At 63.7% G+C, this 18457-nt stretch carries 13 protein-coding genes; 11 read left to right on the top strand and 2 right to left on the bottom strand.

Translation table 11 applies throughout. From position 1 onward, the window contains the following. Position 1 precedes the first annotated feature (1 nt). Entirely contained in the window at positions 2-2311 is a 2310-nt protein-coding gene (locus V3587_RS22595) for an FdhF/YdeP family oxidoreductase (RefSeq protein ID WP_030536640.1), read from the bottom strand. A 121-nt stretch (positions 2312-2432) separates the two neighbouring features. Between V3587_RS22595 and V3587_RS22590 the strand changes: the two genes are divergently transcribed. The 3 genes from V3587_RS22590 (at position 2433) to V3587_RS22580 (ending at position 6164) form a co-directional block, all read left to right on the top strand. Next, a complete protein-coding gene (locus V3587_RS22590; RefSeq protein ID WP_030536639.1) occupies positions 2433-3440 on the top strand; it encodes an iron-siderophore ABC transporter substrate-binding protein in 1008 nt (335 codons plus the stop codon). Positions 3441-3503: 63 nt separating this feature from the next. Then, positions 3504-4118, top strand: a complete 615-nt coding sequence (locus tag V3587_RS22585) for a GNAT family N-acetyltransferase (RefSeq protein WP_042450225.1) — start codon at positions 3504-3506, stop codon at positions 4116-4118. 12 nt (positions 4119-4130) lie between these two features. Then, a complete protein-coding gene (locus tag V3587_RS22580; RefSeq protein ID WP_030536637.1) occupies positions 4131-6164 on the top strand; it encodes a S9 family peptidase in 2034 nt (677 codons plus the stop codon). A 71-nt stretch (positions 6165-6235) separates the two neighbouring features. On the opposite strand, the gene V3587_RS22575 is transcribed toward V3587_RS22580, so the two are convergent. Continuing rightward, entirely contained in the window at positions 6236-6937 is a 702-nt protein-coding gene (locus V3587_RS22575; RefSeq protein WP_007730988.1) for a hypothetical protein, read from the bottom strand. Between the two features lie 172 nt (positions 6938-7109). Here V3587_RS22575 and V3587_RS22570 point away from each other — a divergent pair, with 172 nt between their 5' ends. The 8 genes from V3587_RS22570 to obgE all read left to right on the top strand — a co-directional run bounded on the left by V3587_RS22570 (position 7110) and on the right by obgE (position 18425). Then, a complete protein-coding gene (locus V3587_RS22570) occupies positions 7110-9791 on the top strand; it encodes a valine--tRNA ligase (protein ID WP_283377253.1) in 2682 nt (893 codons plus the stop codon). Then, a complete protein-coding gene (gene folC / locus V3587_RS22565; protein ID WP_003944455.1) occupies positions 9788-11227 on the top strand; it encodes a bifunctional tetrahydrofolate synthase/dihydrofolate synthase in 1440 nt (479 codons plus the stop codon). The genes V3587_RS22570 and folC overlap by 4 nt, the downstream gene beginning before the upstream one ends. Beyond that, entirely contained in the window at positions 11224-11664 is a 441-nt protein-coding gene (locus tag V3587_RS22560) for a DUF4233 domain-containing protein (RefSeq protein WP_003944448.1), read from the top strand. Before folC ends, V3587_RS22560 begins: the two co-directional genes overlap by 4 nt. 18 nt (positions 11665-11682) lie before the next feature. After that, entirely contained in the window at positions 11683-12102 is a 420-nt protein-coding gene (gene ndk, locus V3587_RS22555) for a nucleoside-diphosphate kinase (RefSeq protein ID WP_003944527.1), read from the top strand. A gap of 448 nt (positions 12103-12550) precedes the next feature. Next, positions 12551-15799, top strand: a complete 3249-nt coding sequence (locus V3587_RS22550; RefSeq protein WP_283377252.1) for a translation initiation factor IF-2 N-terminal domain-containing protein — start codon at positions 12551-12553, stop codon at positions 15797-15799. Positions 15800-16118: 319 nt separating this feature from the next. Further along, positions 16119-16430, top strand: coding sequence for a 50S ribosomal protein L21 (rplU, locus tag V3587_RS22545; RefSeq protein ID WP_003944533.1), 312 nt, complete (start codon positions 16119-16121; stop codon positions 16428-16430). Between the two features lie 42 nt (positions 16431-16472). Then, complete coding sequence (gene rpmA, locus V3587_RS22540; protein ID WP_003944532.1) at positions 16473-16742, top strand: 50S ribosomal protein L27; 270 nt, start codon at positions 16473-16475, stop codon at positions 16740-16742. A gap of 231 nt (positions 16743-16973) precedes the next feature. Further along, positions 16974-18425, top strand: a complete 1452-nt coding sequence (obgE, locus tag V3587_RS22535) for a GTPase ObgE (RefSeq protein WP_003944579.1) — start codon at positions 16974-16976, stop codon at positions 18423-18425. The last annotated feature ends 32 nt before the right edge of the window (positions 18426-18457 follow it).

Genomic DNA, 18457 nt, shown 5'->3' with positions numbered 1-18457 from the left:
CTCAGGCGCCCGATGCTTCGAGTCGAACGGTGACGGCCTTCGACACCGGCGTGTTCGACTTGGCTGCAACGTGTTCGAGGGGAACGAGCGGATTTGTCTCGGGGTAGTACGCCGCAGCATTGCCGCGCGGGGTGTCGTAGGAGACGATGCGGAATTCCGTGACCCGACGCTCTTCGAGTGTGCCGTCGGGTGTTGTCCACTCGGACACGATGTCGACGAGATCGCCGTCACGGAATCCGAGCGCGGTGATGTCTTCGGCGTTGACGAGGATGACTTTGCGTCCGCCCTTGATGCCGCGGTATCTGTCGTCGAGGCCGTAGATCGTGGTGTTGTACTGGTCGTGGCTGCGCATCGTCTGCAGAATCAGGCGCCCACTCGGAGTGGGTATCCAGTGCAGGTCGTTCACGCCGAAGTTGGCTTTGCCGGTGTGCGTGCGGAACTCACGCGAGTCACGCGGCGGGTGGGGGAGTTGGAATCCGTCTGGCTCTCGAACGCGGGAGTTGTAGTTTTCGCAGCCTGGCACTACCCGTGAGATGGAATCGCGGATCAGATCGTAGTTGCCCTCGAAGGCCGACCAGCGGACGGAGTGATCGTTGCCGAGTAGTTCGCGGGCGAGTTGGCAGATGATGGCGACTTCGCTACGCAGGTAGGGGCTGACCGGTGTGAGGCGTCCGCGCGACAGGTGCACCATGGACATCGAATCCTCCACGGAGACAAGCTGCTTTCCGCCGGCTTGGACGTCGAGGTCGGTGCGTCCGAGGGTGGGGAGGATGATCGCGGTCTGCCCGTGGACCACGTGACTGCGGTTCAGCTTGGTGGACACCTGCACGGTGAGTTCGCATTGACGCAACGCTGTTTCAGTCGCTGCGGTGTCCGGGCTTGCCTGGATGAAGTTGCCGCCCATCGCCATGAAGAAGCTTGCCTTGCCTGCGTTCATGGCGCGGATCGCGTCGACGGTGTCCCATCCGTGCTTGCGGGGACTCGAGATCGAGAACTCGGTATCGAGCGCGGCCAGGAACTCTTCCGGCATCTTTTCCCAGATGCCCATCGTGCGGTCACCCTGGACATTGGAGTGTCCTCGCACCGGACAAACGCCGGCACCGGGTTTGCCCATCATTCCACGCATGAGCAGCAGGTTGACTGCTTCTTCGATGGTGGCGACTCCGTGTGTGTGCTGAGTGATCCCCATGGCCCAGCAGGTGACGGTTCGCTCGGATCGGGCAAGTGCGGCAGCCGTTTCCTCGAGCTGTGCCATCGACAGACCCGTTGCCTCGAGTACCGTGTCGAGATCGACCGCGCGGATGTGCTTCTCGTATTCGTCCCAACCGGCGCAGTACCGGTCGACGAAAGCGCGGTCGACGACCGTCCCGGGAGCGCGATCTTCCTGCTCGAGCAGCAGCTTCCCCAGGCCTTGGAACAGCGCCATGTCGCCGCCCAGCCGGATCTGCAGGAACTCGTCCGCGATGTCGACTCCGTGCCCGATCACGCCGGACACCTTCTGTGGATCCTTGAACCTGCGCAATCCCGCCTCGGGTAGAGGATTGATGGCAATGATCTTGGCGCCGTTGCTCTTTGCCTTCTCCAGCGTCGAGAGCATTCGAGGGTGGTTGGTGCCGGGGTTCTGTCCGGCGATGAGGATGAGATCGGCGTTCTCGAGGTCGGGAACCGTCACCGAGCCTTTGCCGATGCCGATGGATTCGGTCAGTGCGCTTCCGGACGACTCGTGACACATGTTGGAACAGTCGGGCATGTTGTTGGTGCCGTAGCTGCGAATCATCAACTGGTAGAGAAACGCGGCTTCGTTGGACGTGCGACCGGAGGTGTAGAACACCGCTTCGTCCGGCGATGCGAGGCCGTTCAGATGTTCGGCGATCAGTGCGTACGCGCCGTCCCAGTCGATCGGCCGGTAATGGGTTGCTCCCGGCGTCAGGACCATCGGGTGCGTCAGTCGCCCCTGCTGTCCGAGCCAGTAGTCGGTCTTGCCTTCGAGATCGGCGATCGAGTGCTCCGCGAAGAATTCGGGTGTGACGGTGCGAAGCGTTGCTTCCTCGGCAACAGCCTTCGCTCCGTTCTCGCAGAATTCGGCGGGCTTGCGATGTCCGGGAGTCTCCGGCCACGCACACCCCGGGCAGTCGAAGCCGTGTCGCTGGTTGAGTCTGGTGAGCGTTCGGGCGGTCCGCAAGGCTCCCATCTGCTCGATTCCTCGTTGCAGCGACACCAGAACGGCCGGAACTCCGGCGGCGTAGTCCTTGGGGTGCGTGACTTCGAGATCCGATTCGTCGATGTCCTTCGAGGGGCCCTGGCGCGTCATGTCTCCATAGTGGCCCGAACGGCGCGGTACTGCCATCGAATGGGCCGGTCGAACTAGCCGGAATGAAGCTTTCATCGGCTAGCCTTACCTACCGAACCAGCAGACTTTAAGGGGTAGGAACATGGATCGAACGGACGCAGGTCGGCTGACCCGGCGCGGATTTCTGATCGGCACGTCGGGAGCGTTGCTGGCATTCGCCGCAGCCTGCTCCAGTTCGAACGACGAGGACACACCTCCCAGCGGTGACTCTGCGGAATCGATCACCCACAAGTTCGGGGCTACGGAGTTGCCCAAGGATCCGCAGCGGATCGTCAGTGTCGGATACAACGATCAAGATGCGATCCTGGCGCTCGGTGGGACCTTGGTCGGAACCTTCGACTGGTACGGCGATTACCCCTACGGAGTGTGGCCCTGGGCGCAGCCGCTGCTGAACGGGGCGACTCCCGAGATCATCGGAACTGCGGGCACCACCATTCAGATGGAGAAGGTCGCTGCCACGACACCCGACCTCATTGTCGGCACCTACTCCGGGCTCACTCAGGCGCAATACGACAAACTCAGTGCCATTGCGCCGACGGTGGCGCAGCCCAAGGAGTTCGCGGATTACGGAATCCCCTGGCAGAACCAGACGACCATCATCGGCGAAGCGTTGGGGCAGCAGGGTAAGGCCACCGAGCTGATCGCCGGCGTCGACCAGAAGTTCGCCGACGTGAAGACGGCCAATCCGGCGTTTGCCGGCAAGACCGTTCTGGTCGGCGCGTTGAAGGGGCCGGGGCAGTTCGGGGTCTACGGACCGGAAGACCCGAAGGTGCGGTTCTTCACCGAACTCGGATTCGTGAATCCGCCTGTCACCGATCAGATCACGGGTAACTTCGCCGAGATCAGCACCGAGCAACTCTCGCTCGCGGACGTCGACGTACTCGTCTGGTACGCCGGTGGCGGCTACGGCGACAAGCTTCGCGCGGAGCTGGACAAGACCCCGATCTACCAGGAACTCGACGTCGTGAAGGACGGCCGCGCGATCATTCTGGAAGACGCTGCTGCCGAAGCCATGACGTGGAGCACCGTACTGAGCTTGCCGTACGCGCTCGAACAGATTCCGCCGCGGATTGCGGGCTTGCTCGTCTGATCGGTTCAAGGACAGCGCTGTTCAAAGTCCAGTGATTCGGACAGTCGGCGGTACTCTCGCCTCATGGGTGTACACGTACGGCCGGCTGTCCGATCCGATATTCCGGCACTGTCGGCAGTGTTGGCCGAGGCGTTCGAAGATGATCCCTTGATGGCGTGGATGTTGCCGGACGAGGCCACCAGGGCTGATCGCCTGACGAAACTGTTTGCCGCAGAAGCTCGTTACCACCACCTCGCCGGGGGCGGCGTCGAGGTGGCCACCGACGACAACGGCCTGATCGGCGGGGCAACTCTGTGGGATCCGCCGGGGCGGTGGAAGCAGTCGTGGATTTCCGGGCTCGTGAGCCTGCCCGCAATGGTGCGTGTCTTCGGCAGGGGCCTACGACACGCGGCCGAGGTCAGCTCCGTTCTCGAAGGAGCACACCCGAATTCGCCGCACTGGTATCTCGCGACCGTCGGGACCGGCAGCGCGGCGCGCGGTGGGGGATACGGCAAAGCGCTGCTGAACTCTCGGTTGGAGCGTTGTGACCGTCAACATGTCGACGCTTACCTCGAGAGCAGCAAGGAATCGAACATCCCGTACTACAACCGCTTCGGTTTCGAAGTGACCCGTGACATCGTCATGCCAGGCGGCGGGCCGACGATCTACGCAATGATGCGTCAACCGCGGGGCGCGTGATACGAACTAGTGGTGACCCAGATTCCCGAGCTCCACGCAGGCACACCGTTCGACGAACTCGACGACTACATCGCTCTGGCCAGGTTGTCCGGCCTGGTGTTGTCACCTGACGGCTCGCTGCTGATCTGCGCGCGCGCCGTTCTCGACGACAAGAGCGCCGAATACGTGTCCTCGTTGTGGGAGATCGACCCGGAAGGCCGGCGTCCTGCGCGTCGGTTGACCTGGGGTTCGACCAGCGAGTCCGGTGCTGCCTTCGCGTTCGACGGCGACGTGCTCTTCACTGCCACGCGAGCCGTGCCGGGCGAGAGTGATCCGCAACCAGCACTCTGGCGCCTACCAGCGGCGGGCGGAGAAGCTCAGCTGCTGATCTCGCGTCCCGGTGGTGTCTCGTCGGTATCAGCGGCGAAGGCGGCGCCGACGTTCGTGGCCCAGACGTCGGTCATGGCTTCGGCGATCAGCCTCGACCAGGACGATCAGGTGCGATCGGCGCGCAAGGACAAGAAAGTCACGGCGATGCTGCACACCGGTTATCCGGTGCGCCACTGGGACCACGACCTGGGCCCCGATCATCCGCATCTGGTTGTGGCCGAGACGGATTCGAAGGAATCCGTCGAGTTGCGGGACATCACACCGACGGCAGGCGCAGCGCTGCGGGAGACGTCGACCACGATTTCCGACGACGGTCTCTTCGTCGTGACCACGTGGACTGTCGGCGATGCGAGTGCCGCCCGCCGATCGACGTTGGTTCGGATCGACACGGTGACCGGTGACCGAGTCACGCTTGTCGACGAGGCCGACGCGGACGTCTACAACCCGGTGCTCTCGCCGGACGGAACCAAGCTCGCGTTCATCCGGGAGACACTCACCACACCGGAGTCCGCACCACGAATGACTCTGCAGCTCTACGACTTCGGATCCGGTGCCGTGACCGGCGTCGCCGACGGCTGGGATCGCTGGCCTACCTCACTTGCCTGGCTACCCGACGGATCCGGGCTGGTCGTCACCGCTGACGACGGCGGCCGCGGTCCGATCTTCACCATCGACCTGTGGGGCCAACCAGTGCGCCTGACAGCCGACGACGCGGCGTACACCGACGTTCGAGTGGCGCCGGACGGTGAGTCGATCTACGCGTTGCGAGCCTCGTACGAAGCGCCCCCGCACGTGGTGCGGGTCGATCTGCGATCAGGTGAGATCACCGCACTTCGTGGGCCCGACACTTTGCCGGAGCTGCCGGGAACACTGACCGAGATCACCGCGCGTGCCGAGGACGGTTCGACGGTGCGTAGCTGGTTGGCGCTGCCGACGGGCGCCGCGCCGCATGCACCGGTGCCATTGCTTCTCTGGGTCCACGGCGGCCCACTCGGTTCGTGGAACACCTGGTCCTGGCGGTGGAATCCGTGGCTGCTCGTCGCCAAGGGCTATGCAGTACTGCTACCAGATCCCGCGCTCTCGACCGGATACGGCCAGGACTTCGTCCAGCGGGGGTGGGGTCAGTGGGGCAAGGCGCCCTTCACCGATCTGATGGCGATCACCGATGCTGCTGTCGCCCAGCCCGAGATCGACCCCAAGCGAACAGGCGCGATGGGTGGTTCGTTCGGTGGTTACATGGCCAACTGGATTGCCGGACATACCAACCGTTTCGACGCCATCGTCACCCACGCGAGTCTGTGGGCACTCGATCAATTCGGCCCGACGACGGACGCTGCCTGGTACTGGCAGCGCGAGATGTCGCCTGAGATGGCCGTCGAGAATTCGCCGCATCTGTACGTCGCGGACATCACGACTCCGATGCTGGTCATCCATGGCGACAAGGACTACCGGGTTCCGATCGGTGAGGGCTTGCGACTCTGGTACGAACTGCTTGCCGAGTCAGGTCTGCCCGCCGACGACGACGGGAAAACGGACCATCGCTTCCTCTACTTCCCCGACGAGAATCATTGGGTGCTCAAGCCGCAGCACACCAAGATCTGGTACGAGGTGGTCACCGCGTTCCTCTCCGAGCACGTTCTCGGCGAAGATGTCGCGCTACCGGAGATTCTGGGCTGAACCCGCGCGTGCCTCGTTCGGATGAAACACCGAACGAGGCACGAGCGTCTTCGCGTGGATCCGGACCGGAATCAGGCGCCGGGGCAACGAACGGTGTACGACCACTCGGTGTGGTCAGGGCCCGTGACGCGAACCAGAACGGACGACGCCCCACCGGCGGGCACGTTGACGACAGCTGAACCAGTTCCCTCGTTGATGTTGTCGCCGATGTATCCGGTGCTGTGGATCAACCGACCTTCGTAGTACACCTCGATCAGGTCCGGGACGTTTTCGGTCTCGTAGCCGAGCACGAACGAGGTCGGGCCACCGCGGCCGAGTTCGTGCTTGGTGCTGGTGATTCCTGCGCCGCCCGAGACGGTCGAGGCGTCGCAGCGCTGCGTGGGCGCAAATGATCCGCCGCCGCCGCTGCCGCTGGCCAGGCCACTGAGAATGTCCCTGACGTTGCCACTGGCCAGGCCGTTGACGATGTCCATCGCGCTGGTCGAGCCGGCGTTCAGGCCGCCGAGGACGTCGTTGAGGTTCCCAGTGGCGATCCCGCCGACGATGTCACCCACGCTGCCGCTGGCGATGCCGTTTGCGATGTCGTTCCCGATATCGCCGACGCTTCCGTTGATCGTGGCGCTGCCACTGTCGATGCTTCCTTGCACACTTTCTTCGATGCCGGGGGCAGCAGACGCAGTCGCCGGAAGCACGAGGGCAACCGCCGCTCCGATCGTCGCGGCCGCCGCCAAGGTTCGAACGCCGGGACGGCGAGAACTCCAGTTGTTCAACATATTTGCTCCACAGGTCGTTGGTCGGTCGTCCTTCAGAGCGATCCTGTCAGCGGAGCGGATCGGTGAATATCGTTTGTTCGGCTGACCCCGGACTGCGGGGCAGTCGTTCGTGTGCGCTGCGGCGGCCGACGGGCGAATTCGTTCACGACGGGGGAGTCATTAGGATCAAGTGGTGACCAGTGCAGCTCCAGAGAACCCCCAGACCCCCGCCGACGCCCTACCCAAGAGCTGGGACCCCAGCGCGGTAGAGGCCGATCTGTATCAAGGCTGGGTAGACGCCGGGTACTTCCAGGCCGACGCGACCAGCGACAAGCCCGGCTACTCCATCGTGCTGCCGCCCCCGAACGTCACCGGCAGCCTGCACATGGGCCATGCCCTGGATCACACCCTCATGGACGTGCTCAGCCGTCGCAAGCGGATGCAGGGCTACGAGGTGCTGTGGCTGCCAGGCATGGACCACGCCGGTATCGCCACGCAGTCCGTCGTCGAGAAGCAACTCGCTGCCGACGGAAAGACCAAGGAAGATTTCGGCCGCGAGCTGTTCATCGACAAGGTCTGGGACTGGAAGCGCGAATCCGGTGGAACCATCGGTGGCCAGATGCGGCGCATCGGTGACGGCGTCGACTGGAGTCGTGATCGTTTCACGATGGACGAGGGCCTCTCCCGCGCAGTCCAGACAGTCTTCAAACGCATGTTCGACGAGGGCCTGATCTACCGCGCCGAGCGTCTCGTGAACTGGTCGCCGGTGCTGCAGACCGCGATCTCCGACATCGAGGTGAAGTTCGAGGACGTCGAGGGTGAGCTGGTTTCCCTGCGCTACGGCTCGCTCGACGACAACGAGCCGCACGTCATCGTCGCGACCACTCGCGTCGAGACAATGCTCGGTGACACCGCAGTAGCGGTCCATCCCGAGGACGAGCGCTACAAGCACCTCATCGGCACCACTCTCGATCATCCGTTCACCGGGCGTCAGATCCCGATCATCGCCGACGACTACGTCGACCCCGAGTTCGGAACCGGCGCTGTGAAGATCACGCCGGCTCACGATCCCAACGACTTCGAGATGGGCCTGCGGCACAACCTGCCGATGCCCACCATCATGGACAAGACCGGCAAGATTGCCGACACCGGAACCGAATTCGACGGAATGGACCGCTTCGAGGCTCGCGTCAAGGTTCGCGAAGCTCTCGCCGAGCAGGGACGCGTCGTCGCCGAGAAGCGCCCGTACCTGCACAGCGTCGGGCACTCCGAGCGCAGTGGCGAGGCCATCGAGCCTCGTCTCTCGTTGCAGTGGTGGGTCAAGGTCGAGACGCTCGCCAAGGCTGCGGGTGACGCGGTTCGCAACGGGGACACCGTCATTCACCCGGCGAGCCAGGAGCCACGCTGGTTCGACTGGGTCGACAACATGCATGACTGGTGCATTTCCCGTCAGCTCTGGTGGGGTCACCGCATTCCGGTCTGGTACGGCCCCGAGGGTGAAGTTGCGTGCTTCGGTCCTGACGAAACGGCGCCGGAAGGCTGGGTCCAGGATCCCGACGTCCTCGATACCTGGTTCTCCTCCGGACTGTGGCCCTTCTCGACGATGGGCTGGCCGGACAATACGCCCGAACTCGAAAAGTTCTATCCCACCAGCGTTCTCGTCACCGGCTACGACATCCTGTTCTTCTGGGTCGCCCGCATGATGATGTTCGGCACCTACGTGTCCGAGGACGAGTCGATCACCGCCGGTCCGGGTAAGTCCGGCGCGCAGATGCCGTTCAAGGACGTGTTCCTGCACGGACTGGTCCGCGATCAGTACGGCAAGAAGATGTCGAAGTCTCGCGGCAACGGTATCGACCCACTCGACTGGGTCGATCGTTTCGGCGCCGACGCCCTGCGATTCACACTTGCACGCGGCGCCAACCCGGGCAGCGACCTGTCCGTCGGTGAGGATTCGGCGCAGTCCTCGCGCAACTTCGCGACCAAGTTGTTCAACGCGACCAAGTTCGCTCTGATGAACGGCGCTGCTCCCGCGCCGTTGCCCGCTCGAAGCGAACTGACCGACGCCGATCGTTGGATCCTCGACCGTCTCGACACGGTCCAGGCCGAGGCGGACGCCGCATTCGATCGCTACGAGTTCAGCAAGGCGTGCGAAGGCCTGTTCCACTTCGCGTGGGACGAGGTCTGTGACTGGTACCTCGAACTCGCCAAGGTGCAGTTCGCCGCCGACGAGGCCGTCGCCGCGAACACCCGCGCCGTGCTCGGCAACGTTCTCGATGCACTGCTCCGCCTACTGCACCCGGTCATTCCGTTCGTGACCGAAACCCTGTGGAAGGTGCTCACCGGCGGCGAGTCCGTCGTCGTCACCGAATGGCCCACGTTGTCCGGTGAGGCAGTCGACGCCCAGGCCGCAACCAGGATCGAAGACACGCAGAAGCTGATCACCGAGGTGCGACGATTCCGAAACGATCAGGGACTCAAGCCTTCCCAGAAGGTCCCGGCTCGTGCGTCCGGGCTATCGGAGGCCGGCATGGACGGCCAGTTCGCCTACGTGGCGGCGCTGGCCAAGCTGACCGAACCCGAAGAGGGATTCACCGCGTCGATCTCCGTCGAGGTGCGCCTGAGCCAGGGCACCGTCACTGTCGACATCGACACCTCGGGCACCATCGACCTCGGCGCGGAGAAGAAGCGGCTCGAAAAGGACCTCGCGGCAGCGCAGAAGGAGCTCGTCACCGCTGACAACAAGCTGGCGAACGAGGCCTTCCTGGCGAAGGCGCCCGACGTCGTCGTCGACAAGATCAAGACACGTCGCCAGATCGCCGTCGAAGAGATCGAGCGCATCACGGGACGTCTGAAGGAGCTGGCCGACAAGTGAGTTCGTACGAGCCGTCCCAATTCGACGCTCAGAGTTCGGTTCCGACTCCGGTCGACATCGCCGAACTGGCGCTGGTGGAAGCAGAACTCGACAAGCGTTGGCCCGAGACCAAGATCGAGCCGTCACTGACTCGTATCGAGGCGCTCATGGATGTCCTGGGCTCGCCTCAGCACAACTATCCGTCGGTGCACGTCACGGGAACCAACGGTAAGACGTCGGTGACGCGCATGATCGATTCGTTGATGACGGCTCTGCATCGTCGCACCGGGCGAACCACCAGCCCTCATCTGCAGATCGCGACCGAGCGGATCAGCATCGACGGTCATCCGATCTCACCGCGGCTCTACGTGGACACGTTCCGCGAGATCGAGCCGTACGTGCAGATGATCGACGCACAGTCGGAGGAAGCCGGGGGACCGGCGATGAGCAAGTTCGAAGTGCTCACCGCCATGGCCTATGCGGCCTTCGCGGAGGCGCCGGTCGACGTCGCCGTGGTCGAGGTCGGCCTCGGCGGACGCTGGGACGCCACCAACGTGATCGACGGGCAGGTTGCGGTGATCACCCCGATCAGCCTCGATCACGCCGAGTACCTGGGCACCGACCTGGCCGGGATCGCGGAGGAGAAGGCCGGGATCATCAAGAAGGGCCGCGAGGACCTGGTTCCGGTGGACACCGTCGCGATCATCGCCGAGCAGACTCCCGAAGTCATGGAGGTATTGCTGCGGCGTGCTGTCGAGGTGGAGGCCGCGGTCGCTCGTGAAGGCTCGGAGTTCAAGGTGCTTGCTCGCCAGATCGCGGTAGGCGGACAGCAGCTCGAACTTCAAGGCTTGAGCGGTGTGTACACCGACATCTTCCTCCCCCTTCACGGTGAGCATCAGGCGCGCAACGCCGCGCTCGCGCTCGCTGCCGTAGAAGCGTTCTTCGGTGCCGGTCCGGATCGACAACTGGATCAGGATGCAATCCGCAACGGGTTCGCCTCGATCGTCAATCCTGGTCGCCTCGAACGTGTTCGGAGTGCGCCGACGGTCTTTCTCGACGCCGCCCACAATCCAGACGGTGCCCGCGCTCTCGCGGCCGCACTGGCCGCCGAGTTCGACTTCCGCAAGCTCGTGGGAGTGGTCAGCGTCATGGCGGACAAGGACGTCGACGCCATCTTGACTGCATTCGAATCCGTCTTCGACGAGATCGTCGTCACCCACAACGGGTCACCCCGGGCGATGGACGTCGAAGAACTGGCGAACATCGCCGTCGCGAAGTTCGGCGACGAGCGCGTCGTCGTTGCGCCGGTGCTTGCCGACGCCTTGGAAGTCGCGATCGAAATCGCCGAGCAGGTCGCCGAACCCGGTGAGGCCGTATCAGGGGCGGGTGTGGTGGTGACGGGATCCGTCGTGACCGCAGGCGCCGCCCGCACGCTGTTCGGAAAGGACCCCGCGTGAGTACCCCGTCAGATGCCAATCCCGAGTCCGGAGACCACGAGCCCGGAGACACTGCCGGCGAGTTCGGGCCGCCGACCAAGGACCCGTGGAAAAGCTTCCGCGGAGTGATGGCCGGAACCCTGATCCTCGAGGCGATCGTCGTGCTGCTGGCTTTGCCGGTTGTCGCGGTCGTCGGCGGAGGCCTCACCGCGGCCTCCGCGGGATTCATCATCGGGTTGGCGGTACTGATGATTCTGGGTGCGGGCATCCAGGGCAAGCCGTGGGCGATGGGGTTCAACGTCGCGCTGCAGGTGATCCTTCTGTTCGGTTTCTTCGTCCACCCGTCGATCGCCGGTGTGGCGATCACCTTCGGGATCGTCTGGGGATACCTCGTCTACCTGCAGAGAGACATCAAGCGCCGGATGGACAAGGGCCTGCTTCCCGGTCAGCGGGACTGACCATTTAGGCTGTCCGCTGTGACTGAGCGCACCCTCGTACTGATCAAGCCCGACGCCGTTGCCCGTGGATACGTAGGAGAAATCCTCAGCCGTATCGAGCGCAAAGGCCTGACAATTGCAGCACTCGACCTCCGCGTAGCTTCCGAAGAGGTGGCTGGTAGCCACTACGCAGAACACGCCGAGCGTCCGTTCTACCCGAGCTTGTTGGAGTTCATCACCTCCGGTCCGCTGGTGGCCGCAGTGCTCGAAGGCCCCCGAGCCATCGCTGCTTTCCGTCAGTTGGCCGGCGGAACCGACCCGGTCGACAAGGCTCTTCCGGGTACGATCCGCGGCGACTTCGGACTCGAAGCGCAGCAGAACCTCGTTCACGGCAGCGACTCCGTGGAGTCGGCAGAGCGTGAAATCGCTCTGTGGTTCCCCGCGCTGTCGTCCATCTGAATCTCCGATCGGGCCTCTGGCCCACATGAACGGGCCTTCGGCCCACATCTCCACAGCGAATTCTCGGCACGTATCCCACATCGGTGCGCCCTTTGCAGTTGCAGGCGCGTTGGTGTGGGATACTGCTTTCAGTTGAACCGCAATTTGTTTTACGCACGTTCAACCGGATGACACCTAGGTTCGATGCCCTTTCATCGCTGCTCCAGGTCAACAGGAAATCCCTGGACCTCTGCACGCTGGATGATCAGGCGCTCGCGCACAGGACAACGGCCATCCAGCCAGGCACTTCATGTGCTCGCAGTGAATAACGGGCATTGCGGACCATGCGGAGCGAGACCTTACAATCTCGTACTCACTTCTGAGTGCGAGTACACACAGCACGCTCCCGCGTGGCCGCGTGACAACTCGACTTCTGGGTTGGACGCGCCCGGGGGCTGAGGAGACTTACGTGGCCGATCAATCCCCAACCGAATCAGATTCCAGCACCACCCCGGAATTTCCCGACAAGATGCGCGTACACGCGCTGGCGAAGTTGCTCGGCGTCACCAGCAAGCAGGTCCTTGCCGAAGCCGCAGCGCTCGGTACCGAATTGCGCAGCGCGCAGTCGAGTCTCCACCGTGACGTCGCTCAGCGGATTCATGCCTCGTTGACTTCCGCGGCCGAGGCCATCGAGCCCGTCGTCGCCGAGCTCGACACCCTCATCGACCCGGTTGTCGAGGCGCCGGTTGCCGAGGAGCCTGCTGCAGAAGCTCCCGTGGAGGCTGCTCCTGTTGCAGAGGCTCCGGCCGAGAAGCCTGTCAGGGCTCGTCGCACTCGCAAAAAGGTCGTCGTCGAAGAACCTGCAGCAGAAGAAGCAGTGGATCCGGCTGTCGCCGAGATCAGCGCTGGACTCGACGCCGCTGCTGCGCTGCAGAGCAAGGAAGCCGAGCAGTCCGATCTGTTCACTTCCTTCGAGGCGCCGCAGACCCATCAGCCCGAGGTGGCACCTGCCGCGCCGCAGGTCCCGCTGTTCCTGCAGCCGGATCTCGAGGCCGCCGAGGTAGCTCCGCGTCGCCGTCGCGCACGCCGCGAGCCTGCTGCACCGGCGGTCGTCGAAGAGAAGCAGACAACCGCGGAAGCCGAAACCGTCGTTCCCGAGGCAGCGCCGGTTGCAGTTCCTGCCGTCGAAGAGCCGGCTGTGACCGCACCGCAAACCGAGGGCGAGAGCGCCGAGTCCGAGGACGAGGACGACGATCAGCCGCGTCGCCGTCGTCGTGGACGCCGTGGACGTGGACGTGGTCGCGGTGAACAGGGTGGCGAGCAGGGTTCGGACGAAGAGTCGGATACCGCTACCGAATCGGAGCAGGAATCTGCCCCTGCGGCAGTCGAGAAGCAAACCGACGACGCTGCCGGCGAAGAATCCGGTGATAAGTCCGAGTCCACCGCTGATGCGGATTCCGAGAATGCCGACGATTCCGATCTCGATGCCGACGGATCGAGCCGCCGTCGCCGTCGTCGTCGTCGTCGCAAGACCGGCACCGATGGCGCCACCGACGCGACTGCGACGTCCGAGGACGATCCGCCGAACACCGTCGTTCACGAGCGCGAGCCGCGCAACAAGACCCGCGTCAAGGACGAGGTCCAGGGCATCAGTGGTTCGACACGTCTGGAAGCGAAGCGCCAGCGTCGCCGCGACGGTCGTGACGCCGGCCGACGTCGCCCACCGATCCTGACCGAGTCGGAGTTCCTCGCGCGTCGTGAGGCCGTCGATCGCGTCATGGTTGTGCGCGATCGGGCAGACAGCGGTCAGCCGCATGCGACTACACAGGTAGCAGTCCTCGAAGACGGAGTGCTGGTCGAGCACTTCGTCACCAACTCGGCGTCGGCGTCGATGGTCGGCAACGTGTACCTCGGACGTGTCCAGAACGTGCTCCCCAGCATGGAAGCTGCGTTCATCGACATCGGACGTGGCCGCAACGGTGTTCTCTACGCCGGTGAGGTCAACTGGGAGGCTGCCGGTCTCGGTGGCAACTCGCGCAAGATCGAGCAGGCTCTCAAGCCTGGCGATCAGGTGCTCGTTCAGGTCAGCAAGGATCCGGTCGGCCACAAGGGTGCTCGACTGACGACACAGATTTCGCTTGCCGGTCGTTTCCTCGTCTACGTGCCCGGTGGTACGTCCACGGGTATCAGCCGCAAGCTTCCGGACACCGAGCGCAAGCGTCTCAAGGAAATCTTGCGCGACATCGTGCCCGCCGACGCGGGCGTGATCATTCGCACGGCGTCCGAGGGCGTCAGCGAAGAAGAGTTGGCGCGCGACGTGACTCGTCTGCAGGCTCAGTGGGCCGGCATCGAGGAGCAGGCTGCGGCTGCGGACACCGGTAAGTCCGGCAACCCGCAGGCGCTGTACGAAGAGCCTGACATGCTGGTCAAGGTCATTCGTGATCTGTTCAACGAGGACTTCTCCAAGCTGGTCATCGAGGGCGAGAAGGCGCACACGACGGTCGAGAACTACATCAACTCCGTTGCGCCCGACCTGCTTCCGCGGCTCGAGAAGTACACGCCGAACAACGGTATCGACGTCTTCGCGGCTCGCCGTATCGACGAGCAGTTGGCCAAGGCACTCGATCGCAAGGTGTGGCTGCCGTCCGGCGGCACCCTGGTGATCGACCGCACCGAGGCCATGACCGTCGTCGACGTCAACACCGGCAAGTTCACCGGAGCCGGCGGAAACCTCGAAGAGACCGTCACCCGTAACAACCTCGAAGCGGCCGAGGAGATCGTTCGCCAGATGCGCCTGCGGGACATCGGCGGAATGATCGTCGTCGACTTCATCGACATGGTTCTCGAATCGAACCGGGACCTGGTCCTGCGTCGGCTCACCGAATGCCTGGGTCGCGATCGCACGCGCCATCAGGTGTCGGAGGTCACGTCACTCGGGCTCGTGCAGATGACGCGCAAGAAGTTGGGCACCGGATTGGTCGAGGCCTTCTCGACCACCTGTGAGCACTGCCACGGCCGCGGCATCATCGTCCATTCCGAGCCCGTCGAGGTGAAGTCCTCGGACGACGGAGGATCGCGTTCGGGCTCGCAGCGCAGTGATTCCGGTACCTCGCGCAAGAACAAGCGTGGCCGCGGAGACAAGTCGGCTTCGACCGAGTCCAACGGACAGGAAGCTCCGGCGCCGGAGGTTCCGGCCGTCGACGCGACGGTCAAGCGGGCTCATCCGGTGGCATTGGCGATGGCCTCGCATCACCACGACGACGACGAGACCGTCGCGGCCGACTCGACCGAGTCTGATTCCGCCGGTGTGTCTTCGGGGGACGATGCATCCAAAAGTGCCGATCGGCAACAAGATCGGCCGATCGATACTCCTGCTGCTGCTGAGCACCATGACGTTCCTGTTGTGGACTCTGCTGCGGAAGAAGTATCCGCAGTGGACAACGAGTCGGCCGCAGCTTCGACCGAAGCAGCTCCGCGCGGTCGTCGGCGTAGTCGCCGGGCGTCGCGGGCAGCGTCGGCACCGGTTGCCGAGGCAGCTCCCGAGGTGGGCACGGTCTTCGTGATTCCGACTCCGGAACCCGTGACAGAAGCGGTCGTGGAAAACGTTCCGGCTCCGGCCACCGAAGCTCCGGCTGAGGAAGAAGTTGTCGTCGTCAAGCGACCCCGTCGCAGGCGTGCAGCAGCACGTCCCGCAGGGCCTCCGGTAGACGGAGAGTAAGAACTACTGGCTTTCGGTCGGTTGGATGACTTCGCGATGAGCGAGGACATCTAACCGTTATCCGAAGTTTCAGCTGGTAGAAGCAGTACAGAGTAGTAAGCACCACCCCTCGGCGGGGCGGTTTGACCCTGACGGTTGCTTTCCCGTAACCTTGGAGGGTCGCCACCCGGCGGTAGAGATTCCGTGTGCCTAGAGTGCGCGTGAATGTCCCGGTACGTCAGTGCCGAGCCGAGGTGACATAAACCAGACCAGTCGCGATGCATTTGAAGCCTCAGGCAGCAGCGCGAGCAAGTTCGAAGAAGCAAGGGGTAGCCCTCCGATGGCAACGTACGCGATCGTCAAGACCGGCGGAAAGCAGTACAAGGTCGCTGTTGGTGACCTCGTCAAGGTCGAGAAGATCGAGGGTGAGCCCGGCACTGCTGTCTCGCTTGCTCCCGTTCTCGTGGTCGACGGATCCGACCTGACCACCGACGCGGCCAAGCTGGCCAAGGTCGCAGTCACCAGTGAGATCGTCGAGCACACCAAGGGCCCGAAGATCCGCATCCACAAGTTCAAGAACAAGACCGGTTACCACAAGCGTCAGGGCCACAGGCAGCCGATCACGGTGCTCAAGGTCACGGGCATCAAGTAACCAGTTCTTTCTAGCTAATTTCACCCGAGGAGGGTCAATAGCATGGCACATAAGAAGGGTGCATCCAGCTCCCGTAACGGTCGCGATTCAAACGCCCAGCGCCTCGGCGTGAAGCGCTTCGGCGGCCAGTCGGTCAGCGCAGGCGAAATCCTGGTTCGCCAGCGCGGCACGCACTTCCACCCCGGCGTCAACGTCGGCCGTGGCGGCGACGACACCCTGTTCGCTCTCGCTGCCGGCGCAGTCGAGTTCGGCCAGAAGCGTGGACGCAAGACCGTGAACATCGTTCCGGCCGTTGTTGCGGCTGAGGTCTAGTCTTTCTCGCTAGTTGTGCGTCATCGGTTCTACTTCGGTAAGCCGGTTCTGCTTTCGGTAAGAGAGTGACGCGTTCCAAGCTCCCGATAGGGGCGGACCAGGGTTGAAATAACCCGGTCCGCCCCTATCGTTTGTTTAAGCAGTACCCGTTTTGCCCCGAGCAACCCTGCTCACCAGAAGTTCAGCTCATCGCGTGAGACCCGCAATTGACTGAGGAAGGATCCGGCAGTCATGTCCCGATTCATTGACCGTGTTGTGCTGCACGTCAGCGCTGGAAAAGGCGGCAATGGTTGCGCCTCCGTACACCGCGAGAAGTTCAAACCGCTCGGCGGTCCGGACGGTGCCAACGGAGGTCGCGGTGGCGACGTCATCCTCGTGGTCGACGAGAACATCCACACCCTCCTCGACTTTCACTTCCATCCCAACGCGAAGGCGACCAACGGCAAGCAGGGCGCCGGCAGTAACCGCGAGGGTGCAAACGGTGAAGACCTCATCCTCAAGGTTCCGGATGGAACTGTGGTTCTCGATACCGACGGCAACGTGCTTGCCGACCTCGTGGGAGTCGGTTCACGCTTCGACGCCGCTCAGGGCGGCCGCGGCGGACTCGGCAACGCAGCACTCGCCTCGAAAGCCCGCAAAGCTCCCGGTTTCGCACTCCTCGGTGAGGACGGTGTCGAGCGTGACCTGGTTCTCGAACTCAAGTCGGTAGCCGACGTCGGTCTGCTCGGATTCCCCTCCGCCGGTAAGTCTTCGCTGGTGTCCGTTCTCTCTGCGGCCAAGCCGAAGATCGCCGACTACCCCTTCACCACTCTGGTCCCCAACCTCGGCGTCGTCTCGAGCGGCGACACCACCTTCACCGTCGCCGACGTGCCCGGGCTGATCCCCGGTGCAAGCGAAGGCCGCGGTTTGGGCCTGGACTTCCTGCGCCACATCGAACGCTGCGCCGTATTGGCGCACGTGATCGACTGCGCCACCCTCGATCCGGGACGTGACCCGATCTCCGACATCGACGCCTTGGAAGCAGAGCTGGCTGCGTACACGCCTGCGCTCTCCGGCGATTCGGGACTCGGTGACCTCGACAAGCGCCCGCGCGTCGTCATCCTCAACAAGACCGACGTTCCCGAGGCCGCCGAATTGGCCGAAATGGTCACGCCTGAGATCGAAGCTCGCGGATGGCCGGTCTTCACCATCTCGGCGGTGAGCCGAGAAGGATTGCGACCGTTGACATTCGCGCTGGCGAAGATGGTCCGCGACTACCGCGAAGCTCATCCGAAGCCCGAGCCGAAGCGCCAGGTCATTCGCCCGGTCAAGGTCAAGGATTCCAGCTTCACCATCGAGAAGGATCCCGATATTCCCGGTGGGTTCGTCGTCCGAGGCACCCGCCCGGAGCGGTGGATTCGTCAGACCGCCTTCGACAACGACGAGGCCGTTGGTTACCTCGCCGACCGTCTTGCTCGATTGGGCGTCGAGGACGCATTGGTCAAGAAGGGCGCTCAGCCAGGAGCTTCCGTCACCATCGGTGACGTCAGCTTCGAGTGGGAGCCGATGACGCCGGCCGGTATCGATCTGACCCGCACGGGCCGTGGAACCGACCCGCGTCTCGATCAGGTGGAGCGCATCGGCGCGGACGAGCGCAAGCACGCGCGTCGTGTCCGCCGCGGCTTGCTCGACGAAGACGCCTGACCCACGCGATTTCAGGACGAAAACCGAAGAGA

Source organism: Rhodococcus sp. IEGM 1306, assembly GCF_036541985.1.
GTDB lineage: Bacteria > Actinomycetota > Actinomycetes > Mycobacteriales > Mycobacteriaceae > Rhodococcus_F > Rhodococcus_F qingshengii.
Note: the sequence above shows the minus strand (reverse complement) of the source record. Positions and strands in the feature narration are given on the sequence as shown.

Coding starts and splice junctions, on each gene's coding strand:
- V3587_RS22595 (WP_030536640.1), bottom strand. CDS start 2,311: ATGACGCGCCAGGGCCCCTCGAAGGACATCGACGAATCGGATCTCGAA.
- V3587_RS22590 (WP_030536639.1), top strand. CDS start 2,433: ATGGATCGAACGGACGCAGGTCGGCTGACCCGGCGCGGATTTCTGATC.
- V3587_RS22585 (WP_042450225.1), top strand. CDS start 3,504: ATGGGTGTACACGTACGGCCGGCTGTCCGATCCGATATTCCGGCACTG.
- V3587_RS22575 (WP_007730988.1), bottom strand. CDS start 6,937: ATGTTGAACAACTGGAGTTCTCGCCGTCCCGGCGTTCGAACCTTGGCG.
- rplU (WP_003944533.1), top strand. CDS start 16,119: ATGGCAACGTACGCGATCGTCAAGACCGGCGGAAAGCAGTACAAGGTC.
- rpmA (WP_003944532.1), top strand. CDS start 16,473: ATGGCACATAAGAAGGGTGCATCCAGCTCCCGTAACGGTCGCGATTCA.
- obgE (WP_003944579.1), top strand. CDS start 16,974: ATGTCCCGATTCATTGACCGTGTTGTGCTGCACGTCAGCGCTGGAAAA.